Annotated in this window: 11 protein-coding genes, 1 other RNA gene and 1 pseudogene; 10 read left to right on the forward strand and 3 right to left on the reverse strand. The window is 66.4% G+C overall.

Annotated features, from left to right (window positions below):
• Positions 1–81 precede the first annotated feature (81 nt).
• Entirely contained in the window at positions 82–273 is a 192-nt protein-coding gene (locus ABZO29_RS26770) for a hypothetical protein (RefSeq protein WP_367322728.1), read from the reverse strand.
• Positions 274–620: 347 nt separating this feature from the next.
• Here ABZO29_RS26770 and ftsE point away from each other — a divergent pair, with 347 nt between their 5' ends.
• From ftsE to ssrA, 5 genes are all read left to right on the forward strand, one after another.
• On the forward strand, positions 621–1310 hold the full coding sequence (gene ftsE / locus ABZO29_RS26775) for a cell division ATP-binding protein FtsE (protein WP_367322729.1): 690 nt from the start codon (positions 621–623) through the stop codon (positions 1308–1310).
• 45 nt (positions 1311–1355) lie between these two features.
• On the forward strand, positions 1356–2273 hold the full coding sequence (ftsX, locus tag ABZO29_RS26780) for a permease-like cell division protein FtsX (protein WP_367322730.1): 918 nt from the start codon (positions 1356–1358) through the stop codon (positions 2271–2273).
• 88 nt (positions 2274–2361) lie between these two features.
• Positions 2362–3549, forward strand: coding sequence for a S41 family peptidase (locus ABZO29_RS26785; RefSeq protein ID WP_367322731.1), 1188 nt, complete (start codon positions 2362–2364; stop codon positions 3547–3549).
• Between the two features lie 57 nt (positions 3550–3606).
• Positions 3607–4149, forward strand: a complete 543-nt coding sequence (gene smpB, locus ABZO29_RS26790; RefSeq protein WP_367326257.1) for an SsrA-binding protein SmpB — start codon at positions 3607–3609, stop codon at positions 4147–4149.
• Between the two features lie 92 nt (positions 4150–4241).
• Positions 4242–4645, forward strand: a transfer-messenger RNA (tmRNA) gene (ssrA, locus tag ABZO29_RS26795).
• 75 nt (positions 4646–4720) lie between these two features.
• On the opposite strand, the gene ABZO29_RS26800 is transcribed toward ssrA, so the two are convergent.
• Together ABZO29_RS26800 and ABZO29_RS26805 are read right to left on the reverse strand one after the other, a co-directional pair.
• Complete coding sequence (locus ABZO29_RS26800; RefSeq protein ID WP_367322732.1) at positions 4721–5137, reverse strand: PIN domain-containing protein; 417 nt, start codon at positions 5135–5137, stop codon at positions 4721–4723.
• On the reverse strand, positions 5137–5361 hold the full coding sequence (locus tag ABZO29_RS26805) for a type II toxin-antitoxin system VapB family antitoxin (protein ID WP_367322733.1): 225 nt from the start codon (positions 5359–5361) through the stop codon (positions 5137–5139). The genes ABZO29_RS26800 and ABZO29_RS26805 overlap by 1 nt, the downstream gene beginning before the upstream one ends.
• Positions 5362–5721: 360 nt before the next feature.
• Between ABZO29_RS26805 and ABZO29_RS26810 the strand changes: the two are divergent.
• From ABZO29_RS26810 to ABZO29_RS26830, 5 genes and pseudogenes are all read left to right on the forward strand, one after another.
• A pseudogene (locus ABZO29_RS26810) lies at positions 5722–7680 on the forward strand (LamG domain protein jellyroll fold domain protein); the annotation flags it as partial.
• A 53-nt stretch (positions 7681–7733) separates the two neighbouring features.
• A complete protein-coding gene (locus ABZO29_RS26815) occupies positions 7734–8216 on the forward strand; it encodes a winged helix-turn-helix domain-containing protein (protein WP_367318074.1) in 483 nt (160 codons plus the stop codon).
• A 53-nt stretch (positions 8217–8269) separates the two neighbouring features.
• Complete coding sequence (locus ABZO29_RS26820; RefSeq protein ID WP_367326023.1) at positions 8270–8827, forward strand: transposase; 558 nt, start codon at positions 8270–8272, stop codon at positions 8825–8827.
• Positions 8769–10463, forward strand: coding sequence for a LamG domain-containing protein (locus ABZO29_RS26825; RefSeq protein ID WP_367322734.1), 1695 nt, complete (start codon positions 8769–8771; stop codon positions 10461–10463). Before ABZO29_RS26820 ends, ABZO29_RS26825 begins: the two co-directional genes overlap by 59 nt.
• 117 nt (positions 10464–10580) lie before the next feature.
• The gene (locus ABZO29_RS26830) at positions 10581–17576 is read left to right on the forward strand and encodes a polymorphic toxin-type HINT domain-containing protein (protein ID WP_367322735.1); all 6996 of its coding nucleotides are present in this window, start codon (positions 10581–10583) and stop codon (positions 17574–17576) included.
• Position 17577 lies beyond the last annotated feature (1 nt).

The following is a 17577-nucleotide window of genomic DNA, read 5'->3' on the forward strand; positions in this document are numbered from 1 at the left end:
ACGCACTACGACGAGGGGCCCGGAGCGCATCGCTCCGGGCCCCTCTCGCGACTTGGTGCGACTTTCGTCACTCCGTCCTCGTCACGCGGTCTGGTGCGCCAGCAGCGCCACCGCCGCGATCAGGATCGCGAGCAGCGCGATCAGCGCCATCGGGTTCAGTTGCGCGAAGAAGTTCTCCTGCTGCAGCCGCTCGCGGTTCGCACGGCACACGGGGCACCGGCCCTCGCTCACGGGCGCCGCGCAGTTAGCGCACACCAACCGGTCGTACGTCATGCGCTCGCCCTCCTTGCACCGGTTCCACGTAGGTCAACGCCCTCGGGGGCGAGAACGTTCCCCCCTCCACTGTGCCAGGTTCCTCCGGACGTCGCCCTGGTCGCCCTCAGGGGGGTGCTGCCATTATCTCGCGGCTGCGGGTCTCGTGTGGTTGCTCGCGCCCACGCGGCGGAGCCGCATATCGATACAATCCCGCGCCCCCTGGGTATCCTGCCCGGCCGCCCTTTCAAGGAGTCCCCGGGTACAAAAGCGCACAACCCTCGCGCAACCGCGACCGGTGCCTGCGCTTGCGTACCCGGTTCGCGTATGGTCACGCTCATCTACCCCCGGCGACCCGTGGTGCATCCGTGATCCGATTCGACAATGTCTCCAAGGTCTACCCCAAGCAGACCCGCCCCGCACTCAGGGATGTGTCCCTGGAAGTGGAGAAGGGCGAGTTCGTGTTCCTCGTGGGGTCCTCCGGCTCCGGAAAGTCCACCTTCCTGCGGCTGATCCTCCGCGAGGAGCGGTGCAGCCACGGTCAGGTGCACGTTCTGGGCAAGGACCTCGCGCGCGTCTCCAACTGGAAGGTGCCGCACATCCGGCGCCAGCTGGGGACGGTCTTCCAGGACTTCCGCCTCCTGCCGAACAAGACGGTCGCCGAGAACGTCGCCTTCGCGCAGGAGGTCATCGGCAAGTCGCGCGGCGAGATCCGCAAGTCCGTGCCGCAGGTACTCGACCTGGTCGGGCTCGGCGGCAAGGAGGAGCGGATGCCCGGTGAGCTGTCCGGTGGTGAGCAGCAGCGCGTGGCCATCGCGCGGGCCTTCGTCAACCGGCCCAAGCTGCTCATCTGCGACGAGCCCACCGGCAACCTCGACCCGCAGACCTCCGTCGGCATCATGAAGCTGCTCGACCGGATCAACCGGACGGGCACGACCGTGGTGATGGCGACGCACGACCAGAACATCGTGGACCAGATGCGCAAGCGCGTCATCGAGCTGGAACAGGGCCGACTCGTCCGCGACCAGGCACGCGGCGTCTACGGCTACCAGCACTGACCGCGTCTGAAGACGACTGTCCACGGAAAGGCCCAACCAGACGCCATGCGCGCCCAGTTCGTAGTCTCCGAGATCGGTGTCGGTCTCCGCCGCAACCTGACGATGACGTTCGCGGTCATCGTCTCCGTCGCCCTGTCCCTGGCCCTCTTCGGCGGTTCGCTGCTGATGAGCGACCAGGTCACCACGATGAAGGGCTACTGGTACGACAAGGTCAACGTCTCGGTCTTCCTCTGCAACAAGAGCGACGCCGAGTCCGACCCCAACTGCGCCAAGGGCGCGGTCACCGAGGACCAGAAGAAGGGCATCCTCGCCGACCTGGACAAGATGTCGGTCGTCCAGAAGGTGACGTACGAGTCGCAGGACGACGCGTACAAGCACTACAAGGAGCAGTTCGGCGACTCCCCGCTGGCCAGCTCGCTCACGCCGGACCAGATGCAGGAGTCGTACCGCATCAAGCTGAAGGACCCGGAGAAGTACCAGGTCATCGCGACCGCCTTCGACGGGCGTGACGGCGTGCAGTCCGTGCAGGACCAGAAGGGGATCCTCGACAACCTCTTCGGACTGCTCAACGGCATGAACTGGGCCGCGCGGGCCGTCATGGCGCTCATGCTCGTCGTCGCGCTCATGCTGATCGTCAACACCGTGCGTGTCTCCGCGTTCAGCCGACGGCGTGAGACCGGGATCATGCGCCTTGTCGGCGCCTCCGGCTTCTACATCCAGGCGCCGTTCATCGCGGAGGCCGCGGTCGCCGGACTCATCGGCGGCACGGTCGCCTGCGGGTTCCTGGTGGTCGCCCGGTACTTCATCATCGACCACGGTCTGGCCCTGTCCGAGAAACTGAATCTGATCAACTTCATCGGCTGGGACGCCGTTTTGACGAAGCTTCCGCTCATCCTGGCGACCAGCCTTCTGATGCCGGCGTTGGCCGCGTTCTTCGCGCTGCGCAAGTACCTCAAGGTGTGACGCGAACACTTGAGGGTGTGACGTACGCCAAGGGGGCCGTACGGTCAACGGGCCGTACGGCCCTTTCCCTTCCCCTAGACTCACCGCCATGTCAGGTCGTGACCTGTTCTGTCAGCCCCGTCGCTTCGGCCGCGGGGCCGCCCTGACATTGGTGTTCGCGAGCGTGCTCGTCGCCGGTGCCGCGACGGGCTCCCTGCCCGGTGACGGGCGCAGGGCCGCCTCCGGTGATGCCCGGACGGCCCCCGCGAGCCATCAGGAGGACGTGGCCAGGGCGGCCCAGGAGGCCATGGCCGACGGCAAGTCCCCGATGGAGGCCGCCGAGCGTGCCGTCAGCCGCAGCGGTGACCGCTGGGGGGCCGTCTACTCCGAGGGCGAGTACGAGGAGTTCGAGGAGGCCCTCGACGGCCAGTACACCGGGGTCGGACTGTGGGCGCGGCGCGAGCGGGACGGCCGTATCGAGGTGGCAAGGGTGCAGGCGGGGTCGCCCGCGGCCGTCGCCGGGATCCGCACGGGCGACCGGCTGCGCAGCGTCGACGGCGCGCGGGTCGACGGGCGGCCCGTCACGGAGGTCGTCTCGTTACTGCGCGGCGACGCCACGGACGCGCCCGCCGGTACGACCGTCACGCTGGGCCTGGAGCGGGGCACGCGCGCGTGGAGCAAGACCTTGCGCCGGGCCCGTCTGTCCACGAATTCGGTCACCGTTCGAAAACTCGCCGGCGGGATCACGGTGATCAAGATCGCCGCCTTCACCAAGGGCTCCGGCGACGCCGTACGCACCGCCGTACGGCGGGCTCCGGCCGGCGCCGGGATCATCCTCGACCTGCGCGGCAACTCCGGCGGCCTGGTCACCGAGGCCGTCGGTGCCGCCTCCGCCTTCCTCGACGGCGGCCTGGTCGCGACGTACGACGTGGACGGCGAGCAGCGCGCCCTGCACGCCGATCCGGGCGGTGACACCACCAGACCCCTGGTCGCGCTTGTCGACGGCGGCACGATGAGCGCGGCCGAGCTGCTCACCGGAGCCCTGCAGGACCGCGGGCGCGCGGTCGTCGTGGGCTCCCGCACCTTCGGCAAGGGCTCGGTCCAGATGCCGAGCCGGCTGCCCGACGGCTCCGTCGCCGAGCTGACCGTCGGGCACTACCGCACCCCGTCCGGCCACGCTGTCGACGTCCGGGGCATCACCCCGGACCTGGACGTCGAGCAGACCGACCAGCAGGCCGCCGTCGACCGGGCCGAGACGGTGCTCAGCGGTCTGGGCGGCCTGGGCGACGCCGATTAAGGGCTGGCCCGGACACCCCTCCGTAGTGCGAAAATGGACGGCACTATGAGCAAGGGAATGTACGTACCCAAGGAGTCCCAGCCCAAGCAGGGCGGGACGGCCGCCAAGGCCAAGGACGGCGAGAAGGGCGGCAAGCGCAAGATCGTCGCGCAGAACAAGAAGGCGCGGCACGACTACGCGATCATCGACACCTACGAGGCCGGGATCGTCCTCACAGGCACCGAGGTGAAGTCACTGCGCCAGGGACGGACCTCGCTGGCCGATGGCTTCGTCCAGATCGACGGGGGCGAGGCGTGGCTGCACAACGCCCACATCCCCGAGTACAGCCAGGGCAGCTGGACGAACCACTCCGCGCGTCGTAAGCGCAAGCTCCTGCTGCACCGGGAGGAGATCGACAAGCTGTCAGTCAAGGCGGACGAGACGGGTCACACGATCGTGCCCCTCGCGATCTACTTCAAGGACGGCCGCGCGAAGGCCGAGATCGCGCTCGCGCGAGGCAAGAAGGAGTACGACAAGCGCCAGACCCTCCGCGAGAAGCAGGACCGGCGGGAGTCGGACCGCGCGATCGCGGCGGCGAAGCGCAGGCAGCGGGGCGCGTAGCCCGCGGGAATACGGTGGCATCGCCGTGCGTTGGTCACGTACGATGGCACCAACATCGGCGGAAGCCGGTGTGAGCATTGAAAACACAACATGGGGATGATCGGTTTCGACAGCGGCTGTCGAAGCAGGGGAAGCGTGTCGAGGAAGCGGCCATGATCTCGTAAACCACAGGCCGAAACAAATAATCGCCAACATCAAGAGCGATTCTCCCGAGGCGACGCAGTTCGCCCTCGCTGCCTGATCAGGTAGCTAGGCAACTGCTCCTCATTTAAGGGAGTGTCAGCCCGGGGCTGTTCCCGACCCGGATCCTGGCATCAGCTAGGGGACTAAACCTTGATCCCGGTCACGGGGTGAAGAGGGAAATCAAACAGTGACTGGGCCCGTCGGCGACTTGTTCGCGTGATCGCCGGGGCCGAGAAAATCACAGCGAACTGCACACGGAGAAGCCCTGATTCCGCACCGTTGGACGCGGGTTCGATTCCCGCCATCTCCACAAACCCCATGTAGAAGCGGCGCCTTCGGCCACGAAGGCGCCGCTTTGTTGCGGAGCGCCCCTGCGCGGCGTGCTCGGTCAGTCGCGAGGGCCGTCGTGGACGTTGTGCTGGCTCAGTTCCACCGCGAACCGGGCCGCCGTCACGAAATCGGCGTCGTCATGAAGGACTACGAGTCCGTGATGGGCCGCCGTTGCGCAGATCTGCAGGTCGACGGCCGAGAGGGACCGGTGTGCTCCCTGGTCCGCCGCGCGCTGCTGGAAGGCTCCGATCCAATGACCGGCGGTCTTGGGTAGGGATACGTCGTCGTAGAGATCGGCGAACATGTCGCTGAATGCCCTGTATTCCTTGGAATCACGCGCGGACCGGAGGAACTCGGCTCGCTGCGGATAGCACGAGAGGGCATCTCCGTCCATGACTACCGGTCGCCACATCTCATACAGGTCGCGGTCCCTGAGCAGGCGCCACAGCGCCGACGAGTCGAGCAGGTAACGCATCACCGACGAGCCGCGTCCTTGTCCGCTCGATGTGCCTGTTCGGCCCCCTCGACGTCCCAGTCCTGGGCCATCTCGAAGTACTTGTCGTATGCGGCGGCGCGAGCCAGTCGCTTGTTGTACGCCTCCAGCGCCGCCGCCACTGCGGCGGTCTTGGTCCGGTGGCCGCCCAGGCGCTTGGCTGTTTCCAGGGCTTCGTCGTCGATATCGATGTGGGTGAGCGACATCGGGACCCTCCTGGATGTACATGATTACCTATCGAGAGAGGTAATCATTGTACATCGCTGCGGAAGGTCAAGCTGGCCGTCTTGCCGATATCAGACGGTATGAGGCCCACGCGCCCGCTGCTCCCGTTGCTGAAATTGTGCGCCTCTGATGCCCCAGGGGTGTTTTGCGCAGAGTAATTCACTCTTGACGGAAGGTAAGGGTGAGGTTTGAATGTGATCACTTTTTTGAAGAACTTGTGACTCTGGGGGCGGGGTTCTGTGCCGATCGGTGGGGGCAGCAGAGGCGCGGCAGGCCGTCGCCGTGACAGGCGCTGCAAGAGGAGAAGGGCTACGGCGGCGTCGTTCGCCGTGCTGGTGGCAATGCTGGCGGTGCCTGCTCAGCAGGCGTCTGCCGCGGTTGCGGAGTCGGGTTCCGCGTCGTTGTCCGAGGGGCAGAAGGCGCTGGCCGAGGCAGAGCAGTCCGGTCAGCGCGTGGAGGTGACCGGGGAGCGTACGGACCGGACCACGCTCTATGCCAATCCCGACGGGTTCACCTTCACACTGGAGCAGTCGGTGGTTCCGGTGCGCGTGGCCAAGCCGGGCGGCGGTTGGCAGGCGCCGGACGCGACTCTGGAGAAGCGTTCCGACGGATCGGTGGGTCCCAAGGCCGCCGCCGTGTCGATCGCCTTCTCGGCGGGCGGCGGCAAGACGCCCCTGGCCCGGATCGAGGATCAGGGCAAGTCGCTGGAGCTGCGGTGGCCGGGCGCGCTTCCGGCACCGCAGTTGGACGGCCCCAGTGCCGTGTACGGCGATGTGCTGCCGGGTGTCGATCTGAAGGTGACCGCGACGCCGGAAAGCTTCCAGCAGGTGTTCGTCGTGAAGACGCCTGAGGCTGCGGCGAACGCCAAGCTGAAGAAGCTGACCTTCGGGCTCAAAGCCCAGGGTTTGGACGTTCGTGAGGGCGCGGCAGGCAATCTCGTGGCCGTCGACGACAGTGGCCGTTCGGTGTTCAAGGCGCCGCCCGCACGGATGTGGAATTCGGCGGGTGAGGCGTCGGAGACGTCCGGGACGCAGACGCAGCTGGTGCGGACGGAGGCGCTCGACGCGGGCGCGACGGAGTCTTCCGACCCCGCCGAGGTGGCGCCGTCCGGTTCGGGTCTGGAGCCCGGGCAGGGCGACAAGGTTGCCAAGATGGATGTAACCGTCACCAAGGACTCGCTGTCGGTGGTCCCGGACACGGCGATGCTCGCCAAAACCGAGGCCTCAGCGTTCCCCCTCTTCATCGACCCGACGGTGACGTGGGGTGAGTCTGAGCGGACGCTGCTGCGCAGTGACGGTTATGAGTCCTACGGCTGGAGCAACGGTGACGACGACCAGGGCAAGGGCGCGGGCAAGTGCGGGACCTGGAACGGCTATTACTGCGGTCCCGGGTATGTGCAGAAGCTGTACTTCGAGTTCTCGCCGGACAGCCTGAAGGGCAAGCGCGTCCTGGATGCGACGTTCCGGGTGACGGAGCCGTGGGCGTTCCAGTGCGACCCGCGGTGGGTGGATCTGGTCCGCACCAACAACATCTCGTCCTCCACCACGTGGTCGTCCCGGCCGACGGAGCTGGACTGGATGGTGGACCGGTACATCTCGGCCGGACGCGGCTCGCTGTGCGATCCGGACTCGCCGGACGCGCCGATCGAGTTCAACGACAACCCGGAGGAGACGAACGAGAACCTGACGCCGACGGTGCGGGATTTCGCGGCGGGGAAATTTTCCCGGCTGACGTTGGAGATCCGGGCGCACGACGAGTCGGACACCTCGGCGTGGAAGCGGTTCAAGAACGACGCCGTGCTCGCCGTGAAGTACGTGGGCATGCCGGACACGCCCACTGAGGTTGGTGTGGTCGCGGGCTCTTCCTACGTGTGCTCGGCCAACTCGGCCGTCCCGAACGTCGTATCTGACCCGACGCCGCTGGTGCAGGGCAAGCCGCGCACCATGTCCGGTGGTTCGGTGGGTGCCAGCCTGCGGATCCGTTGGCGTACGGAGAAGTACGAGGCCTCGACCTCGACCTGGACGGTCGCCCACACCGACATCGACAGCCCGACCTCGGGTTATGTCGGGAACCTGGTCAAGCAGTCGCGGAGCCTGCCGACACTGCAGGAGGGCGTGCTGTACCGGCTGATGGCGCTGACGCTGTCGTACTACGAGGACGGCAGCAACCGGCTGAACTCCGGCTACAGCACACCCTGTTACTTCAAGGTCGACCCGACCGCGCCCAAGGCGCCGCAGGTGACCTTCGGTTCCCCGTACACAGAGTGCACGACTAACGACTGCGTGGCTCACGGCGGACCTACTGATCTCTTCGGACTGTTGTCGGATGCTGATCCCTGCGGTAGGCCGGTGGTATGCGGTACGCGCAGGGCGGTGGGCTGACCGCCGAGCGGCGGAAGTTTCGTGAGCGGATCCGGTACCAGGCCGGTGAGCGGTTCGCACGCAGTGAGAGAACCGCGGTGATCGCGAGGGATCTGCGGGTGAGTGAGCGGTCGGTGGAGCGCTGGCGTCGTGCCTGGCAGGAGGGCGGGATGGACGCCCTCGCCTCCACGGGACCGGCCAAACTTCCCAAGGTGTCCGACTTACAGTTCGCCGTGCTGGAGGAGGAGTTGGCCCTCGGGCCGGCCGAGCACGGCTGGGAGGACCAGCGGTGGACCCTGGCACGGGTCAGAGCGCTGATCGCCTGGAAGTTCGGCATCGACTGCTCCTCGGCAGCCGTCTGGCGGCTGCTGCACCGGCACGGCTGGTCCTGGCAGTGCCCGGCCCGCCGCGCGCTGGAACGCGACGAGCATGCGGTCGAGCTGTGGAAGAAGGACGTGTGGCCGCAGGTGGAATGACCGCGGCGGCGCTGGGGGCCTACATCGTCTTCGAGGACGAGGCGGGGTTTTCCATGACACCGCCGCGGGCCCGCACCTGGGGCCGACGTGGGCACACGCCGGTGGTCCGGGTGCGCGGCCGCTCCTGGCGCCGCTGGTCGATCGCCGCCATGTGCTGCTACAAGCAAGGAGAAACCTCCCGGCTGATCTACCGGCCGCGCCGCCACCGCAAGCACAAGGGCAAAGGGCGCGACAGCTTCTCCTGGCGCGACTACCGCGACCTGGCGGTGCGCGCGCACCTCCAGCTCAAGGCCCCGATCGTGCTCGTCTGGGACAATCTCAATACCCATCTCGCCGCCGGCATGCGCCAGTACGCGGACGAACACGACTGGCTCACCATCGTCCAACTTCCCTCTTATGCACCGGACTTGAATCCGGCGGAAGGCGTCTGGTCGCTGTTACGGCGCGGCCCGCTGGCCAACACCGCATTCACCGACGACGACCACCTCGAACGCACCCTCCGCCGCGGACTTCGCCATATCCAGTTACGGCACGACCTCATCGACGGCTGCCTTGCCGGCACCGGACTCAGCCTCACCCACCACCCGACAACAATCCGAGGAAATCAGTAACGAGCCGGGCGCGTTCACTTTCGCACCGGCGACAGGGGACACGAACATCGTTGCCTACCAGTACAAACTGTCCATGGGGGACGCGTGGTCGGCAGACCTGACCGGCTCGACGCCGACGGTCACGATCACACCCGATCACGCGGGAACGCATCGCCTGTATGCGCGGGCCAAGGACAGCGTCGGCCGCTACGGTGCGGAGTGGGTGGTCGATTTCCTCGTCGCCGCGGGCGCGGGCCCGGTGGGCCGGTGGCACTTCGACGAGGCGAGCGGCGCCGCAGTGGACTCCGCGACCGAGGACGGGGCGGACGATGCGGTGCTGAGCGGCGGAGCTGTGCGTGACGAACGTGGTCGCCGTGGAAAGATCACCCACGATGCGCACGGCGTGCCGCTGAAGGACTCGGTCACGGACAAGGGTATGGCGCTGAACGGTACCAGCGGCTACGCGGCAACCAGCGGGCCAATTTTGGAGACGCGCTCGGCCTTCACCCTCGCCGCATGGGTGCGGCTGGAGCGAGACGACCGCAGCGCAGCGGTGCTGTCGACGAAGGACAGCGTCAGCAGCCCGTTCCTCCTGGAGTACGAGGCCAATAAGAAAACCTGGTTCTTCGGCATCCGTAAGCCGGGCGCAACCGACTGGTACTACGGCCAGTTCGCGGCCTTCCCGGCACAGGTCGGCGTATGGACGCACCTGGCCGGTACCTACGAGCCGGCGACTGGCAAGCTCATGTTGTACGTGGACGGCCGCATGCAGTACCAGGGGCAGACCGTGCAGGGTTCGTATCCCTCGACCGCGCCGCTGGACTTCGGCCGCCACCAGTTCAGCACCGGTCCCAACGCGTACTTCCAGGGCTCGATCGACGAGGTCGCCGTCTGGCAGCGCGTGCTGAGCGTGCAGGACATCCGCGATGAGGCCCAGCTGCTCACCTCCGAGGGGTTCGCGGGTGCCGAACTGGTCGCGGATTGGTCGGCGGACCTGGGCAGCGGCACCACCATTGCGGATACCACGTCCGGTTACGGCAAGACCCTGACCCTGGCCGACGGGGCATCGCTGGACGGTGACGCAATCGTGCTGGACGGTGTGGATGATGCGGCGAGCGCACCGGGGCCGCTGGTGTACGAGCACGGTGCCTTCACCGTGTCCACCCTGGTGCAGCTGGACGGGGCGAAACTCGCAGCCAAAGACGTCGGTTACACCGGCCAGGTCCTTGGCCAGCGCACCGGGGACGGCTCGTCCTGGGGCTTCTGGTACGAGCTGACAGATAAGCCATCCGTATGGGACCCGGAGGCCCTGGAGGAGCGGACCGTGCTGGTCGGCACCTGGCACTTCGGGCGCCTGAACAACGACGGCACCTTCGACTCCGTGGTCTCCGACGAAGTCGCCGCGGTGGACAGCCCGGTCCGGCTCACCGGCATCTACGACCCGCTAACCGGGACCATCAGCCTCTACTTGGGCCACAACCAGAAGGGCGCCAACAAGGCATACACCGTCAAGCTCGGCTCCGGTGACTTCACCGTCGGCAAGGGCTTCACCAACAGCACCTGGCAGCACTATCTACCGGCACGGGTCAACGAGATGCGCGTCTGGGCCGGCGCGATGGCCAGCAGTGAACAGATCGACGAGACCGTGGGCGACTGATGGGTAGGGGTGAAGGCAGCCACGGACGTGGCTGTTCTCGCCCCTGGTGGGCGGCGGACGTGAGGTCCGCGGACGACTGGCGGGCTCTTCTTATGGGACTGGGTGGGGACGAAAGCGATGGTCTTTGGCATAGGCACCTCAAGACGGCATCGAGATGTCGCACGGCTCCGCGACGGCCGACTGCTGGTGCAGTCGCTGGCACTGGCGCTTGTCGTACCCCTGGGGGCGGCACAGGTGGCGCAGGCTGTGGAGTCTGGCGGCCTGGGCCGACCTAACGTGCCCAAGTCCCGGGTGAGCAAGGTTGAGGAGTTCGACGGTCCCGGCGCGAAGAAAGCCCGGCAGCAGGTCGCCCAGGACCAGAAGGTCAACAAGGATCAGGCCGATCGGGCTCGGTTCGAGCAGAAGGCGTCCTGGCCTGGGAAGGGCGAGGCCACGCTCGGTCTCGCCGTCGGCAAGGAGGCCGACGCAAAGCCGAGCGGCGTCCCGGTCACGATCGCACCGCCCTCCAGCGACAAGGCCGCAGCAGGCGGCAAGGCACGCATCACCGTGCTGGATCAGAAGGCTGCCCGCGCGGCAGGCATCACGGGCGTACTGATGACCGCCGAGGCGGACACTGCAGGCAACGCCGAAGTGAGCGTCGACTACAGCGGCTTCGCCTCCGTCGTCGGTGGCGGTTGGTCCCAGCGGCTGCGCGTGGTGCAACTGCCGGCCTGTGCCCTTACGACTCCCCAGAAGGCCGAGTGCCGTACCCAGCGTCCGCTCCCGTCAGACAACGACATCGCGCACCAGTCGGTCTCGGCGAAGGTGCGTCTCGCCGAGTCTGTGGCTGGTCCGTCCTCGCAGCTCATGCGGGCAGCGGACGGCACCTCGACCGCGACAGTGCTTGCCGTCACCGCCGCAGCGGCCGGCTCCGGGGAGTCGCCCAACGGCAGCGGTGACTACTCGGCCACTCCCCTGGCGGAGTCCTCGTCTTGGCAGGCGGGTGGCAGTTCGGGCGCGTTCACGTGGTCGTATGAATTCACGATGCCGCCTGCGGCCGCAGGGCCGGTTCCGCCTCTTTCGCTGTCGTATGACTCGGGCAGCGTCGACGGCCGCACCGCCACGACCAACAACCAGGGCACATCGGTCGGTGAAGGCTTCGCGCTCACCGAGTCCTACGTCGAACGCAGCTACGGCTCGTGTGACGACGACGGCCAGACCGACAAGTTCGACCTGTGCTGGAAGTACGACAACGCGCGCCTGGTGCTGAACGGCAAGTCCACCCGGCTGGTCAAGGACGACGACGATGGCCAGTGGCGGCTGGAGAACGACGACGCCTCCAAGGTGACGCGGTCCACCGGCGCGGACAACGGCGACGACAACGGTGAGTACTGGACCGTCATCACTGGCGACGGTACCAAGTACGTGTTCGGTCTCAACAAGCTGGACGGCGCGGACACGCAGCGCACGAACTCCGTCTCCACAGTGCCGGTGTTCGGTGACGACGCGGGCGAGCCCGGCTATTCCGGCGGTGACACCTTCGGCGACCGTGCTCTCACCCAGGCCTGGCGATGGAACCTCGACTACGTCGAGGACACCAGCGGCAACGCAGCCACCTACTGGTACGTGAAGGAATCGAACTACTACAAGAAGAACAAGTCCGAGACGGCCAACGCCTCCTATACCCGCGGCGGCTACGTCGACCGCATCGAGTACGGCCTTCGCAAGGGCGCCCTGTTCACAGACAAGGCGGACGCGAAGGTCACCTTCGGTTACGCCGAGCGCTGCACCGCCTCGGACTGCTCCAGCCTGACCAAGGACACCGCCGACAACTGGCCGGACGTTCCCTTTGACGCGATCTGCTTCAGCGGCGACACCGAGTGCAACGCGGCCGGCCCGTCCTTCTTCTCCCGCAAGCGCCTGACCGGGATCGACACCTTCTCGTACAACGCCACCAGCGGTGCCTACGACGCGGTGGACTCCTGGGACTTGGTCGAGCAGTACCTGGATGGCGGCGACATCGGCGACAGCTCCGACCAGGTGCTGACGCTGAAGTCGCTCAAGCGGACCGCCAAGGCGGCCGCCACGAGCATCGCGCTGAACCCGATCTCGTTCACGTACCACATGCGGCCCAACCGCGTTGACGCCACGGACAACATTCTGCCCCTGACTCGGCCGCGGATCTCCACCGTCACCTCCGAGACGGGTGCGATCACCACGGTGACGCTGTCGGGGGAGGAATGCGTGCGAAGCGAGGTCCTGGGGGCGGCCCCGGACACCAACACTCGCTCCTGCTATCCGCAGTTCTGGCACATCAACGGTGCCGAGGACGCTTCGATCGACTGGTTCCACAAGTACCGGGTGCTGGCTGTGACGGTCTCCGACCCCGCCTCCTCGAACGAGGCGGTCGAGCACGCCTACTCCTACAGCGGTGCGGCCTGGCACTTCAGCGACGACCTCTTCACGCCGAAGGATGAGCGGACCTGGTCGGACTGGCGCGGCTACCGACAGGTCACGGCGTGGACCGGGGCGACGGACGTGACCCGCTCCAAGGCAGTCTCCCTCTACCTGCAGGGTATGGACGGTGACAAGAACAAAGACGGCACCACCAAGTCCGTCTCCGTCGATGCCCTGTCGGCGCCGGCCCTTGGAGTGGCTTCCCTCGCCGACAGCAACCAGTACGCGGGGCAACTGCGTGAACAAGTCACCTACGACGGTTCCACTGCGATCTCCGCGACGGTGAACGACCCCTGGTCCCAGGAGACAGCCCGGCAGACTGCGCCCGGCGCCGGCGATCATGTCGCCCGCTACGTCCGCACCCAGAAAGTGCACGACTACACCTACCTGACCGCATCCCAGACGTGGCGCGAGCGACTGACGAGCACGTCCTTCGACAGCTACGGGATGCCCATCACGGTCGACGACTCCGGGCAGGTCGGTAAGGGATCGGACGAGACCTGCACCCGGACCTGGTACGCCCGCAACGCCGACCTCGGCCTCACCAGCCTGGTCTCCCGCACCCGCACGGTCGCCCGCAGCTGCGCGACCGCAGACACCTCGCTCACCCTGCCCGCGACCATGGACCCGGCCAACCCCACGCGAGGCGACGTACTCGGTGACGTCGGCACGGTTTACGACACCGTGAACGCCACGACCTGGTCTGCGACCCAGAAGCCCACTAAAGGTCAGGTGACCTGGACCAGCCGCGCCACCGGCTACGCCTCCACTGCGGACCTCAACGGTGAACGGCTCCCGGCCGGCTGGCAAAAGGTCTCCGCCACCACTTACGACAGCCTGGGCCGTCCCCTGAGCGTCAGCGATGCGTCCGGGAACCCTCCCACCTCCATCGCCTACACTCCCGTCGACGCGGGGCCGCTCACCCGGACCATCACCACCGACCCCAAGCAGTACAAGTCGGTCAGCTTCCTCGACCCGCGTCGCGGCCTGCCCTTGCGGAGTTACGACGTCAACTCGAAGAAGACCGAGCTGACCTACGACGCCCTTGGCCGGTTGACCCAGGTGTGGCTGCCGAACCGCCTGAGCGGCAGCCAGGCCCCGAACATGAAGTTTGCGTACCACCTGGACAACACCATGCCGTCGTGGGTGTCGTCCTCGACGTTGAAGAGGGACGGCGAGACCTACAACACCACCTACGCGCTCTATGACTCGCTCCTGCGCACCCTGCAGACCCAGTCGCCGACACCGCAGGGCGGCCGCCTGTTGACGGACACGCGCTACGACACGCGCGGTCTGGCGTACGAGACGTACGCCGACATCTTCGACACCACCAGCACGCCCAACGGCACGTACACGCGGGCCGAGTACGGAGAGGCTCCGACCCAGACCGGGACGGAGTTCGACGGCGCAGGCCGCCCCACGACCAGCAGCCTGTACGTGTACGGCGTCAAGAAGTGGACCACCACCACCAGCTACACCGGTGACTCCGTCGCGACGACTGCCCTCGACGGCGGCTCGGCCCAGCGCCTGATCACCGACGTCCGAGGGCAGACTACGGAGACCCGCGAGTACTCGAGCGTGAGCCCGGCCGATGCTGCCTTCGGCACCAGCCCTGGCGCCTCGTACGCATCCACGAAGTTCACCTACGCCCTGGACGGCCAGCAGGACACGATCACCGGACCGGATGGCGCCAAGTGGTCGTACGTTTATGACTTGTTCGGCCGCCAGGCCAGGGCCAGCGATCCGGACAAGGGAACAACAGCCACCGAGTACGACGTCCTGGACCGTCCCGTTAAAACCACGGATTCCCGAGGCACATCGGTCCTGACCGGGTACGACGAGCTGGGCCGGATCACCGGCACCTGGAACGGGTCGACGACGGAGGCCAACCAGCTCACCGGTTACGTCTACGACACCCTTCTCAAGGGCCTGCCCACCTCTTCCACCCGTTACGTGGGCGGCAAGGCGGGCGCGGCGTACACGCAGGCTGTCACGGCCTACGACAATCTGAACCGACCCACGGGCAGCCAGTTGCAGCTGCCCGACAGCGACCCGTTCGTGAAGGCTGGCGCACCAGCCACGCTGGCGTACGAGACGTACTACAACATCGATGGCACGCAGCAGAACAACCGTGAGCCCGCCATGGGTGGTCTGCCGTCCGAGATCATAGAATACGGATACGACGGTCTGGGAGATCTGACGTCGATCGGTGGATCGACCGGCTACTTGCTCGATGTGTCCTATTCAGCCCTCGCGCAGCCTCAGCTGCTGACGCTGGGTACAGGCGGCAGCGGCAACAAGAGCCTCTACGTCGCCAACACCTTCGAGGAGGGCACCGGCCGCCTGACCCGCAGCCACGTCACGGACCAGACACATCCGTACATGCTGCAGGACCTCAACTACACCTACGACCAGACCGGCAATGTCACCGCGATCAGCGACCCGACCACCCTCGGCGGCACCAGTTCGGCGGACACCCAGTGCTTCGCCTACGACGGACACCAGCGCCTGATCGAGGCCTGGACCCCTGCCTCACAGAAGTGCACCGACTCCCGGAGCGCGTCCAGCCTGTCGGGGCCGGCCCCGTACTGGACGAGCTACACGTACAACGAAGCAGGTCAGCGGACCAGCGAAACGGTCCACAAGAGCACCGGCGACACAAAGACGACCTACTGCTACACCAGCACCGCCCAACTGCACGCCCTGACCGGCATCACGACCAAGGCCGACTGCGCCAGCCCGGAGCGTGCTTACGAGTACGACAAGACAGGCAACACCTGGCACCGCCCGGGCACGTCGGGAACCCAGACCCTGGACTGGTCGCCCGAGGGCAAGCTGAGCAAGCTCACCGAGAACGGGACGTCGACCGACTACCTGTACTCCGCTGACGGCACTCTGCTGATCCGCAACACGCAGAACGGCGAGCGCGTCCTGTACGCCGGCGCTACCGAGCTCCACCTCCGCGCCAACGGCACGACCTGGGCTCAGCGCTATTACGCCGCCGGTGACATCACCGCCGCCCTCCGCTCCAACCAATCAGGCAGCAACAAGCTCACTTATCTCACCGCCGACCAGCACAACACCTCCTCGCTGGCCCTCAACCCCGACACCAACCAGACCTTTACCAAGCGCTACACCACCCCGTTCGGCGCCGACCGCGGCACGCCGCTGTACGGGCCCTGGCCCGATGACAAGGGCTTCCTCGGTAAGACGCGGGACACGGCCACAGGTCTGACCCACGTTGGCGCGCGCGAATACGACCCTGGTATCGGTCAGTTCATCAGCGTCGACCCAGTTCTTGTTCCAGGTGACGCACAGAGCCTGAACGGCTACAGCTACGCGAGCAACAACCCCGTGACTTACAGCGACCCCACGGGGCTGTACTGCGACGGCTGCAGCGTCAACAACCCTGATAGCGCCTGGCACCCGAAAAAGCACAACGGTCCCGGCTGCACCACCTCGGCCTGTTACAACAAGAGCGGCGAGCCCATTTACTCCACTGGTGGCAGCAGCAAGAGCGGCACGGCCCACACCAGCTCAAGCACATCCCCGGGCACCGGGCGAGTCGTAGTCGCAGGCACCGTGGTTCCGACAGAAGAGGAACTCCGAGCACGCGGATACACCGGCTACGGCGACAACTCTTACTCCTACATGGTCACGGTTTGGGCCGAAGGCCAGTGCCGGATGGACCCCGGATCGGAACTCTGCGCATCCGTCAACGCGCTCGGCTGGGTCCGCCCGTCGTCCGACTTGCTCCTGGAAATTACCGGCGTCAACGACGCCGTCCGTTGCGCCCACGGCAGTACCAGCGGCTGCCTGTGGACCATGGCAGGCGTCCTCCCGTTCGGCAAGATCGGCAAGGCCGCCAAGCTCCTCCGCAAGGGAGAGGAGGCGGAGTCCGTCGGCGCACGTCTCGGCTCATGCCTCGTTCACAGCTTCGTATCCGGGACCGAGGTTCTCCTCGCTGACGGCGCCACCAAGCCCATCGAGGATGTCCAGGTCGGAGACAAGATCGTCGCCACTGATCCAACGAGCGGCAAGACCGCAACACGCGAAGTCATCGACACCATCGTCACGGAAGACGACAAGGACTTCGTCGACCTCACCGTCGGGGTCGATCCGGGCGATGACGAAAGTAAAAACGCGTCAGTCATTGCGACGACCACCCACCCCTTCTGGTCGCCCTCTCAGGGTGACTGGGTCAACGCCGGCGACCTCAAGCCTGGCATGACCCTGCGCACTGCCAAGGGCACTACTGTCACCATCACAGCGGCCCGGTACTTCACCGAGCGGCAGACCACTTACGATCTCACCGTTGACGACCTGCACACGTACTATGTGGTCGCGGGCAACACGCCGGTACTGGTGCACAATTCTGGCGGGGACGAAACACGTGGCCCCTGGAAGATCACGCCCGGTAAGTCCTTGGAGATCAGGCGTGGTGGACCCTTTGGAGCGAATTACTACAAGCAGGCCAAGGACGCGGCGGGCAATTACCTTTGGTGGAGCCCGGACAAAGCTGGACACGGCTCTTCTGCGTGGAAGGTTTACCGAGAGACGTCGAAGGGCCTGGAATGGTACGCCGACGCCGACGAACACGGAGACTTCATGAGTGGAAAGCATAAGGGTAAGACCGGAATGTTCATTCCCTGGAAGAATCTGAAGTCGGTGTGCTGAA

Origin of the sequence: Streptomyces sp. HUAS ZL42, assembly GCF_040782645.1 — a bacterium.
Taxonomy (GTDB): domain Bacteria; phylum Actinomycetota; class Actinomycetes; order Streptomycetales; family Streptomycetaceae; genus Streptomyces.